Below are 11,746 nucleotides of genomic sequence, written 5' to 3'. Positions count from 1 at the left end.
GTTGAACCATAGAGGTAGAGAGCTTCCCGGGGATGGGAAGCTCTCATCAACCACCCGCCTCTTAGCGCTGGCGGAATATTTTCAGGTAAGAATCACAGTAAATGGTCTGGTTCAACAGAATGCTGGCAGTAGCTGCTGCATCCACCAGGTCATTATCATTGGCATCCATGATGGCGGAATCCAGGCCGGCAGCCATGGCCATGACCAGGAAAGTACGGTTAATCAAGGGCCGGTTGGGGCTCTTCTGGGACACATTGGACAGGCCTATAGTAGTCCGCGGTGCGGGACTGGCGAGCATCTTGATTTGACGCAAGGTTTCCAGCACTTCCGGCACATGGTCCTGAGCCACATTCACCGGCAGAATGAGGGGGTCTATATAGAGGTCAGTCATAGGAATGCCATAAGCATCAGCATTGACCACCAGTTCTCCGGCAAGAGCGATTCGGGACTCAGCATCCTTGGGTACACCTTTTTCATTCATGGCCAAACAGATAATAGCTGCTTCAAACTGCTTGGCCAGCGGGAACAGGGCATCCATTTTCGCCTGTTCAGCGGTGGTTGAGTTGATCATGGCTTTGCCTTTGGCAGCCTTTAAGCCAGCCTCAATAGCCAGTACGGAAGTAGAGTCGATAGCAACCGGCAAATCAACCACACTCTGGGCAGTTTTTACCATCCAGGCCATGATTTCTGCCTGTTCTTCCTGACTGGCAATGGGTCCGGTGTTGATATCCAGCCAGTGGGCGCCCCCTTCGTACTGCTTGATGGCCCACATTTCAATGGGTTTGGGGTCCCGTTCAGCAACAGCCTGCCGAATATCCTTGAACAAACCATTAATTCTTTCACCGATAATTTCAAACATTCAGTAAACCTCCCTTTTTCTCCCGGCCCAAGGCCTTTCTTTTAGTATTGTGCACCCTTGCTGATAGCAGCAACATGGTCCTTAAACTGTTTCAGGGAATCAGGATGCCGCATGAGGAAGAGATGCCCCCCTGCCTGAAGCAGTGTGGTAGCGGTCATAACTTCCCACAGGATAGCCCGGGTATATTGTCCGCCCCAATCATAACCTTCAGGAGAACCTTCATCCTTGGCTTCCTTGGCCTTCCAGGATTCCTGACCAACAAAGCAGATGATGGGCATGGCCAGCATCTTGTCACCGGTCAGAGCACCCAAACGGGCCCGTTCCATAATGGAGTAAGCATATTCAATACCATAGCCCAGAGCACCGATCAATGGGTCTATAACAATCCGGTCAGAAGGCAGATTCATTTCTGTAATCAGAATGTTCAGCTGCTTGGCCAGGTTAATGTCCAGCGGAGATGAAGCAATTACAGAATGACCATTAACCAGGGCAGTAGCTACGATGGAATTGTAGTTTTCCTGAGTGGCGCAGCCAATCAGGCAGTTTTTGCCTTGCAGCACTTCCCCCACAGTGGGGAAAATTTCTGCGTCCTTTTCTTCAACCCCACAGCCCAGGACAATCAGGGGTACATCGATAGCATCTGCAACCGCCTTGGCAGTTCTGGCTACATCTTCAGCGCTGGCATTGCCTTTGTCAGGATGCGCGCTATCCAGGCGCAATGCCACCGCATCAGCACCAAATTCAACGGCCTTTTTCGCCCAGGCCACGGGATCAGACAGTACATCTCCCCAGGCGTTCTTCAGGATTTCCGGCCAATCTTCCGGATAGACATCAGATACTTCCAGTGCAACTACCGGAGCATTAGGAACTTGCCCTTCAAAAGTCAGATAGGGTAAGGTGGAGTCTCCACCAACTTTAACTGCTTTAGGCCCTTCGCCGATAGTGACTTCCGCGACTTTGGAAGTCCAGCGTTCTTTCAGGATGGTAACAGCCATTTCACCCGCTCCTTTCGGATTTATTTATGTTTCTGCTCAATAGAAGGGAATAAAGACAAATCAGTGTGTGGCAAAAATAGCGCCGAAACGAATTCATCCATAAAAGTATTACCCACACTTAATTCCAGATAAGTCATCTTAGCCGCAATCTCGTCGACTTTGGCTCGAGCCGCCTGGGAAGTAAGGGCCAGGCAGGCTCCTTTCAAGGAGCTATTGCCGATGAACCTGTACTTTTCTTCCGGTAAATCCGGCAGGAGGCCGATGGTAACCGCATCTTTTATGTTGAGATAGTTACCAAAGCCACCAGCGATCAGAATTCGATCTACCGCTTCTAATGGCAGATCTACCATTCCCAGCATTACCCGAATACCGGCAAAAATCGCTCCTTTAGAACGAATGAGGTTCTTTATATCTGCTTCCGAAATGGTTATATCTTGTTCTATCCCACTATCCTCTGCCCATGCTAAAACAAATTCCGGTCCTTCTTCTCCCTGTCTTACCCGCGGATGTTTTAGATTGGCAAACTTGCCAGTCCGGTCAATAATTCCGGCATCCCGCAGGCGGGCAATGCAGTCAATCAATCCTGAGCCGCAAATACCCACGGGCTTGCCATTGCCGATGGTCTTCAATTTTACCTTCCCGTCACTACCGATTTCGACCCGCTCGATTGCTCCGTACATTGCCCGCATACCAAACTTGATACCGCCTCCCTCAAAAGCCGGACCTGCGGAACAGGAACAGGCAATCAGCCAGTCCTCATTTCCCAGCACCATTTCGCCATTGGTACCGATATCAATCAGGAGGGTTAATTCCTGTTGTTCAGCCATGCCTGTGTACAGCACACCGGAAGTTATATCGCCACCGACATAACTGGCTATACTGGGCAATGCATGAACCCAGGCTTCCGGATCAACCAGTAAATCCAGCTCCTTGGCTCGGATAGGCGGTACAAAATTGATGGTGGGGATATAGGGTTCCAATCTGATATAATTGGGGTCAATGCCCAGCAATAAATGGGTCATGGTAGTGTTGCCAGCACATACGACCGCTTTGATTTCCGTAGGGCTTATGCCGTTTTTCCGGCACAATCCCTGTACCAGTTCATTAATCGTTGACCGAACTGCTTCTTTTAGCTCCTCCAGTCCGCCGTTGACTTCAACCGCATGCACAATTCGACTGATTACATCATCGCCGAACTTGGCCTGACGATTATACGTTCCTCTAACATCTAACCTCTCTCCGGTGATGAGGTTGATTAGCTGTACTACTACCGTGGTAGTACCAATGTCAACGGCAATTCCGTACAGAGGAGAATTATTCTGTCCCGGAGATATGTCAACCACTTCCGTTACCCCGGCTCCTAAAGCCAGAGTCACCGTTACCTCCCAATTCCCCTCCCGTAATGCCTGGGCTAATTGAGCCAGGGCTGACAAACGGATCTGGATGTTGCTATTTTCAGTCTGCTTGCGCAGTACTGTCAGCAGGCGGCTCCAGTCATCTGTATTGTCTGTCAAGCTTGGAGGTGAAAGCTTAACCGTTTGCCGCCAAATCAGCCCAGGTCCAGACCATCTTTTTTCATCTATTTCCTGCTCGGTCAGGGTACCAGCCCTTTTTTCATCAGATGTCAACACCTGATGTTCTGCCAGACGGCTTTCCAGAGGAATTTCAACAACTATGTTATCTTGAACTTTAGCCTGGCAGGCTAATACCCAACCCTCATTCAGTTTCTGTGGTGAGAGATTGGCTGTTGCCCCCCGTTCCACTTTACCGGACTGGACAATCACCGCACAACGACCACAGGTCCCCTGACCGCCACAGGTGCTTTTAATGGCCAGGCCTGCCTTCTGAGCGGCTTTCCAGATGGTAGTGCCCGCTTCGACTTGTACTTCAACGCCGTCAGGCAGAAAGTAGACACGATGCAGGTCCATGTTTTATTTCATCTCCTAATTCCAGCGCTGTTTCAAGAAAGAAGGTATACCGGAGGATTCCCGCGGACCGACGATAACTTCAAATCCGGACAATTCCGCCAGCTTACCGGAGAGAACGGCAACGTGCCCAGGAATGATAATCTTGTTATGGTTGATCTTGTCCTTAATGCCCAGGTTTTTCAGATCTTCGGCAATCTTTTCAGGTGAGTATTTGCCTGCCGCCCAGGCTGTCAACACGGAGATCCCATCTGTATCAATGGGTATTACATAAGCAGGTACCCGGGAAGCTTCCACATCACCGGCTACGCAGAAATAAGTAAGCGAGAAGTTAGTGGTGATGAAGACAGGAGCATCCGGACCAGGATTGCCAATTTCATAGATTTTAGCTTCTACCGCAATCGGCTTCTGCGGGTCAGTGTAAATGTTCAGCCGCAGAGTGATCAGCGGTAATACCACAGCCGGATCGGCACTGCTGATAACCACAATACCGGCATATTTTGCAATATATACTCCCGCATCGATGGCTTCCTGCAAGGGGTTCTCAGGATTGCTGGCAAAGGCAATCGCCGGATAGCCAAAAGGACGGAACTTTTCTTTCAGGGCCTTACGGCGGATCTGGGTCAGATCACCAAGAGCCTGAGCTACTTCCCTGGCGCCGGAGTCAATGACCAGTTCTTTCCATCCAAGAGCAGTTACCTTTTCTACCAGTTCAGCCAGTTCATTCAGGTTACTGCCTTTTACAGCCAACGGCACTTGATATTTCTTGGCCAGTTCAGTCATCGCTTCATAGTTTTCAGCAGTAGCAGCATAAACCAGGGGCTTGCCAGCTGCAGCTACTTCCAGGGCCTGGCCCATAGCATTAACGTCAGAAGAAATCAGAATCAGCGGATACTTGGTTGCGCCCTGAACGGCTTTAACAGCTTCTACGAATTTGCCGGCATCACCAGAGCGGTTCACTACAGCCACCAGATCCACTTCGTGAATCTGACCAACCCGGTCAAAGACCAGCTTGTTGATAGCATCCACTTTCGCTGCAATTTCTTCAGCACTCATGTCATCGTAGACTTCAATAGCAATGCCAGTGGGATGTTCGAACCGCTTATCATGACGGAACAGGACAGTTTCATTACCAATGGACAGTTCCTTTTCCCCGGTTCCGATTTTAACCAGAGCGATAGGAGGAGCAGAAGCTGCACCCAGGAATTCTTTAGCAGCATCACTTACATAGGGACATGCTTCCAGGGAAGCTTTACCAGCGGCCAGCTGCATAGCAAAGGCCAAACATGTCGGTTGCCCACATTCTTTACAATTCTTTTTAGGCAACTGTTTGTAAATCTCCAGACCGGTTAATGCCATTCTCTAAACCCCTTTCCAATCTTTATTTTAATGGAGTCAGGAGAGGTCTATCCCCCTCCCGACCCCAAACAATCTTTGACTTAGAACAGCGGATCCATGGTCAGGGCCGGATGGCCTTTTTCTTCCAGGAAGGGCAGGATTTCATCCGGGGTGGTACCCACTGTTTCGTCAGCGATCTTGTCAACAAAGTCTCGGCCCAGCCCCAGTTCTTCAGCCCTTTCAGCCAGCTGCTCTCTCATCTGTTCCTTCAATTCTTTGGGCATCCAAACAATCCGGGCCAATCCGCCATCTGCAGGAATGAATTTCTTGGAAAGCATATAGGACTTACCAATCCCCATGAAACCAGGCAACTGAGCGCCACCACCGCAGGTACCTGCCAGGGTGGAGAAGGTCATACCACAAGGAGTTTCCCCGGCATGCTCCCGGTTAACCACCATGATACCATTCAACTCAGGCACAATGGCCAGAATGGCTTCAAAGCAACCACAGGAAGTCATGGGGTATTCCATAATGGTATAGAAGTTAACATGCTCAATTGTGCGCTGGGAGTTGTTGAAAATAAACTCATCGAAAGACTTCCAGCGACCTTTAATCGGGTCTTCACACTCACCCTTGGGAATGGGCTGGTTAGCACCATGGGGGTTAATCTCATAGGCAGCCTTGGCATCCAGCCAGCTAACCGCACCACAGAGACCAACCCGTTCGGGAGCAACCACGCAAACGTGGGTAGGAGCAAAGGACTGACACAGAGTACAGCTGTAGAAGGTATCTACACCTTCGTCGGTCAGCTCCCGCAAGCGAGCATCCCGCTTGGCATATTTCTCCCGGGCCACTTCCCGCATTTCCACAACTTTTTCCTCATCAGTGATAATGGTTACCTGCACCCGGTCGACGATGGCCGGAAACTCGGACTTAAACTTGGCATAGAGGATTTCCCCGAAATGCTTCATACGGAAGCCTTTCTCATAAGCGCCCTTGCTGATCCGCAACCAGCACAGATCCCGCTGGGCCACGTGCCAGAGACCTTCACCATAGTTGATGAAGTAATGGATCCGTCTTTCCAGCACTGGCTCGAAGTCTTCCTGCATCTTGCGGCCAGCTACATCGACAATAATTCCGATAGGATAGGCCTTGCCTTCTTCCATCTGATCCACATCAGGTCCAATCAGTTCGATCTTATGGTCTTCCACATCATCCAGTGGCATCATCCGCACCAGTTCGAAGCCAGGCTTACGGCCACCGCCGAATTCCACATACATATCTTTCTTACGGATGGATTCCCCTTCGAAGGCAGGACCGATGGTGACCGGTACGGGAATATCCACGATTTTGAGCTTGATGCCCCGCAGTTCCATGGCCACCTGGACCATTTTCTTGTAATCCTTTTCAGTCACAAACCAGTCAGGCAGCTCTTCCTCCAGATCCTGGTCGGTGATGCAGGGGAAACCGAGGTCAATGGCACCAAAACCGGCAGCAATCCGCACCTGATCCAGTTCGCCCAGGAAGAGGACGAAAGCACGAACCCGGCGAGCCTGGTAGTCCAGCATTTCTTCCCGGCGGCCAGGTTTGATACCCCCGAAAGCCAGACCAGCGCGCAAGGCGAAGTTAACAGCATGAATAACCTGAGTGAAATCCCCCAGCGGGAAAGCAATATAATCGGTACCCAGTTTGATGCCGGCCTCAATACACTGTTCGATCACTTCATTGCACAGCATCAACATCATGCCTTTGGATTGCAGGTCCTTGATCATTGCAGCCAGCTCTTCTGTACTGCGGGCCTTACCGACAATAACTGCAACCCCGGGAATAGTAAAGTCAACCAGAGGTACACCGAATTTCCGCAAAATCCGGTCATTGAGGAAACCGGTGAAATAGTCACCCGCATAGGGATCATTGCCGTTAACATACTTAATAGCCTCAATTACTTCGGCAGCATAGAGGGTGGCTTCTCCGGCCAGTTTGGCATTTTCAAAAGTAAGAGCCTCTCTCAGGTACTGGTTTTCCACCCGGCTCAGAATGGGCGGCAGATCACCCAGTTTGGTCACTTCTTCCCCGCTCAGGGAGAGCATAACCGGCAATTTATAGGCCGTATCCGGATAGGCGATAGGCGCTTCCGGACCATACTCCTGCAGAGCTTTGTCCAGCAAAATTTTCGCATAGCCAAGAGCGATTATCGCTCCCTCATATGCATCTTTAAACAAAGTCTGTGACATCTTTCCTCCTCCTTACCTTCCAATATGGGCTGTCAGCGCACAGTTTTATTTACCTGCCAGTTCAGCAGCCTGGGCCAATGCCCGTTTGCGAATACGCAAACGCCATGTCCGTTCTTCCAGTTTGTTCAGCATTTTCTCAGCAGCCTTTTCATAATCCTGTTCCAGAATCAGGTAGCCACCAAAAACATCTTCAGCAATGTTGGTGACCACTCCGTAGACCAGTTTGGAACCTTCCACAGGTACCAGGGTACCGACATGAACAGGCATGCCCAGAGTTACACACCAGCTACCAATGGCAATGGCCTTTTCACTCATGGCCTCAGGCGCAGATGCCACCCAGGGAACTTTCGGAGTATCTACACCCAGTTCGTTAGCCATCAGCATCAACAGATCACTGGCCCGGGTATTATCAACACAGGAACCCATATGGAAAATCAGGGGAAGCTTTTCGCTGATCTTACCGGCATTGGCTTCATTCAAGCGATTCAGGAAAGCCTTCAGGCCAGGACCGGCAAATTCCTCAACCGCCTCACCGTTCAGCAGACCATGTTTCGCAAAAGCTTGCGCTGAACAGCCTGTTGCCACTACGAACACATCATTGGCTACCATTTTCTTAATCACGCCAATGTGTTTTTCGTCCTGCACACCTTTCAGGTTGTTACAACCGGCGAAAAGCGCCACACCCTTGATTTCACCATTCAAAATGGCATCAGTTAAGACACTGATCGGACGCTCGGGATTGATGGCAGCGAAAATCTCCAGTAATGCCTCCAGACTCCAGCCACCGACAACCTTGTTCTTGATTTGCGGGATATAGACCTTTTGACCATCTCTTTCTTTGTAGTTTTCAATGGCCAGACGGATAACCTTGCGGGCATTTTCCATGGCTTCTTCTTCATTGAAATAAACATGATAGGCACCAGGAATCTTGGCGATATCGGAAGTGGTAATCAATTTGGTATGGAAGCATTCACAGACCGCCTGCAAGCCGGGCATAATACACTGAACATCTACTACCATGGCATCTAAGGCCCCGGTCATAATGGCCAGTTCCTGAGAGCCAAAGCTAGTAGCAATGGGAACACCCTGGCGCATCAGAACCTCGTTACCGGTACAGCAGATACCTACACAGTTGATGCCTTCAGCCCCGGCAACTTTGGCTTCAGCTTCCATTTCCTTGGCAGCCCGGACAATCAGTTCACTCAAGAGGGGGTTGTGACCGTGAACAGCGATATTGACTTTGTTTTCCTTGATTACCCCCAGGTTAGCTTCAGTGACAGTGGGGACAGGAGTGCCGAAAATCACGTCAGACAGATCAGTACTGATATGCATGCCGGTATAGTCACCCATAGCAGCTTTCAGACCACCAAAGATAATGGATACAGGATCAGCATCCATACCCATGTGAGTCTGGCTTAACAGTTCTACGATAGCACTATTGATACCTGCAGGCATGGTCTTGGTTTCCCGCAGTTTCTTGACCCGGCCTTCGGTAACAGTTGTTTTAACCCAGGTGGCCTCACCGAAACCGCTGAGTCGCTGATAATCTTCCAGAGCTGCCAGAGCCACTTCCTTGGCCAGTTGCTCAGGGGTTTTCCCTTCGGTTTCGATACCGATTCTTGCGGCGATTTTCTTCAGTTTGTTGATATCCTTAATTTCATAGTCCTTGGTCTTGCCTTCAGCAACATGCAGTAATGCCATTGCAATATGCCGACCATGATCGGAGTGAGCAGATGCACCACCCGCTACTGCGCGTACCAGGTTACGAGCCACAATAGTATAGTCAGTAGCTCCACAAATACCCTTGTTGCCACCCTGTTTTTTGGGCATAATCCGACACGGGCCCTGGATACAAATCCGGCAACAAATACCATTACTGCCGAAACCACACTGAGGCGACTGGGCTTTGGCCCGATCAAAAGCGGTAAAAATGTTCAATTCACTAGCCCGGCTCAGCATCTGCAACACACCGGGGTCAATGGACTTTTTTTGTTCGCTCATTCCCTTCCAAACCTCCTTAATCGTTTGTTACAGGTTAAAACCATGCTAATTAAATATCCCTGTTCCCTACCTCCTCCTCCAGCCTTTTCTTAATCTCTTTTAAAGTTTTATAGATAATCCCTTGCGGGCTGATGGCAACCCCGTCTTCCATCGCAGTGTCCACAGCCTCGTCATCATAGGGAATAATACCTAACAATAAATCCTGAGGCAGTTTACTGCTTAAAAACTCTTTTTCCTTCTCAGTTCTGACTTTATTACCGATAAAATAAACCCGGTTAATTCCCAGATCTTCGGACATTTTCTTCACCTGCAGAGCAGTGCCGACACTGTTCAGGGAAGGTTCTACCACTACCAGCATGGCATCCACTCCACGGGCTGTGCCCCGGGATAAATGTTCTATACCGGCCCCCATATCCAGGATAACCACATCATTTCTGTCCAACAACAGGGAATTAACAACAGAATTAAGAAAACTGTTTTCTTTACAATAACAGGCTTCACCGCCTTTTTTCAAGCCCCCCATCCGCAAAAAGTTAATATTGTCCTTTTTCAGGCAATACTCCTCCAGAATCTCATCCACATCTGGATTCAAGGTGAAAAAAGCGCCCCCGCCGGCGTTCTTGGCATCGATGATTTCCTTCAGTTCGATGACCGGCCGGTGTTCCTGAGCAACCTGGCGCTCGATGCCAACCCCCTGGGCCAAACAGGCATCAGGGTCAGCATCAATGGCAAAAACCCGGGGATGATCTTCAGCAAAAATCCTTACCAGCGTTGATGCAATCGTCGTTTTACCTACTCCGCCTTTTCCTGAGATAGCCAGCTTCATTCCATCACCCCCTATTTCAGAAAATTTCTAATAATATTAACTTAATTATTTCGTCGTTGTCAACAAAAATCCTGCTAGGTGTTGAAAAATAATCTTGAAATGTTGTTTCTGTTATACAAATGGTCAGGTCGGGTTATTAATAATTATATTTCGACACAAATTGTTAATTCCCTGCTAGTTCCCAAAAAATTCTGAAAATAAATACAAAAAGAAAAGATACCCGCACTTGCGGGCTAAAAAAGCAAATATCTTTTTCGGAGTATCCTGTATTCAACAATTAACAACAAAACAGAAAGAATAATCAGCGCTCCTGCTACACCGCGCCAGAACAGGATTTGCCTCAAATTTTTAGTTAATCTATTGTGCAGCTCCCGTTCCCTTTGTTGCCAGTTGGCCTGCTGAGTGGCAATGTTTTTTATAGTAGTCTCGTTGTCTCTGATTACTTTTTCTTTTTCAGCCAGCATCTCGTAAACCCGGGCCAGAGATTGTTGCCAGAGGGAAATTTCTTTCTGCCATAACCGCAGTTCACTATTCTGTCCTAATGCCAGCGACGGTAACGGTGGACTTGACAGCCGTCGATTTACCCAGGCCTCCAGTACCTGATTGTAAATTTCTCCCGGTAATATTAAACTCTGGTCACGAGGCATAAGCCCAGGCCCTTTCCAGATTGACAGGTAATTGCTTGAGTCTTTAATATTTATTACTAACAGCGTTCCGGGCCAGACGCCAGCCTGGTAGATTGAGCCATAGAGATTCAGCAATTGCTTGTTTAATCTGCTCAAATGTTGACTGCTGGCAACAAGTTGAACCTTCAAAAACTCCGGTTTTTCGGCTGCCCAGGAAACTTTAGCCCGGTTGAGGATTTCCTCAGACGCATCCTGAACAATCTTGTCATAAGCTTGAGTAGCCTCCTGGTTACTGTAAAGGGAATCGGCCAGATAAAGATATGCCTGCAGTTCAGCTGCGGGTTTCATATCTCGCACATTATCGGGATCAGGTATTTGTAGCCAAATACCTTCCCCGGCTAAAGCTCTAACCGCCGATAAATTGCTGATTTTTTTACTGTCACCGGTAATGTCAATGATGATTGTGTGTTGTAAACGTCTTTCTTCTGCCTGCCTTTTTTCCTCATCAGGCGGATTCGCCAGAACCGGTTGAGCCAAAGCCAGGTACAATAATAACAAAACAAATAATCCAGTTTTATTTCTGAGCATAGACTGGCCCCCTTTATCGTCCTACTTCGTTAACATATATATAAGCCAGTCCAGCTCAATATGACTACATGCTTTTTGCGATGTACCCTTTTTCAGAATGAAAATTGCTAAAAATATTATAAATAAATTTTTTTAAACATTATCATTCAGTTGTTTAGCAAGGATAACGGTATCTCTCTTTTTTTAAATCCTAAAAAAGGGCGCACTAATCCCACTAGCCCTAAAATGACTTCTTAATCATCCGGCCTGTAACTTTTTGCCCATATTAGAGATGCTTTTCTTCTCCTTTTTAAGCTACTAGGCTCCGCATCTTCTCTGCCTGATTTTCCCGAATTCGCCCTATCGCCATTGCTA

8 protein-coding genes are annotated in these 11,746 nt (G+C 48.6%); all 8 read right to left on the bottom strand.

Annotated features, from left to right (window positions below):
* Nucleotides 1–61: 61 nt before the first annotated feature.
* Nucleotides 62–859 carry a methyltetrahydrofolate cobalamin methyltransferase gene (locus B5D20_RS08510; protein ID WP_078665812.1) on the bottom strand — a complete coding sequence of 266 codons (798 nt, stop codon included), beginning with the start codon at nt 857–859 and terminating at the stop codon, nt 62–64.
* A gap of 41 nt (nt 860–900) precedes the next feature.
* The gene (locus B5D20_RS08505) at nt 901–1,854 is read right to left on the bottom strand and encodes an acetyl-CoA decarbonylase/synthase complex subunit delta (protein WP_078665811.1); all 954 of its coding nucleotides are present in this window, start codon (nt 1,852–1,854) and stop codon (nt 901–903) included.
* Between the two features lie 20 nt (nt 1,855–1,874).
* The gene (locus tag B5D20_RS08500) at nt 1,875–3,782 is read right to left on the bottom strand and encodes an ASKHA domain-containing protein (RefSeq protein WP_078665810.1); all 1,908 of its coding nucleotides are present in this window, start codon (nt 3,780–3,782) and stop codon (nt 1,875–1,877) included.
* 15 nt (nt 3,783–3,797) lie between these two features.
* The gene (acsC, locus tag B5D20_RS08495; RefSeq protein ID WP_078665809.1) at nt 3,798–5,138 is read right to left on the bottom strand and encodes an acetyl-CoA decarbonylase/synthase complex subunit gamma; all 1,341 of its coding nucleotides are present in this window, start codon (nt 5,136–5,138) and stop codon (nt 3,798–3,800) included.
* A gap of 80 nt (nt 5,139–5,218) precedes the next feature.
* A complete protein-coding gene (acsB, locus tag B5D20_RS08490) occupies nt 5,219–7,351 on the bottom strand; it encodes an acetyl-CoA decarbonylase/synthase complex subunit alpha/beta (RefSeq protein WP_078665808.1) in 2,133 nt (710 codons plus the stop codon).
* A gap of 45 nt (nt 7,352–7,396) precedes the next feature.
* Nucleotides 7,397–9,352 (bottom strand): anaerobic carbon-monoxide dehydrogenase catalytic subunit, encoded by a 1,956-nt coding sequence (gene cooS, locus B5D20_RS08485; protein ID WP_078665807.1) that lies wholly within the window; start codon nt 9,350–9,352, stop codon nt 7,397–7,399.
* 49 nt (nt 9,353–9,401) lie between these two features.
* The gene (locus B5D20_RS08480) at nt 9,402–10,178 is read right to left on the bottom strand and encodes an ATP-binding protein (protein ID WP_078665806.1); all 777 of its coding nucleotides are present in this window, start codon (nt 10,176–10,178) and stop codon (nt 9,402–9,404) included.
* Nucleotides 10,179–10,411: 233 nt separating this feature from the next.
* Entirely contained in the window at nt 10,412–11,392 is a 981-nt protein-coding gene (locus B5D20_RS08475; protein ID WP_078665805.1) for a hypothetical protein, read from the bottom strand.
* Between the last annotated feature and the right edge of the window lie 354 nt (nt 11,393–11,746).

The sequence above is a fragment of the Carboxydocella sporoproducens DSM 16521 genome (genome assembly GCF_900167165.1).
Taxonomy (GTDB): domain Bacteria; phylum Bacillota.
This window is presented reverse-complemented; position numbering and strand designations above follow the sequence as displayed.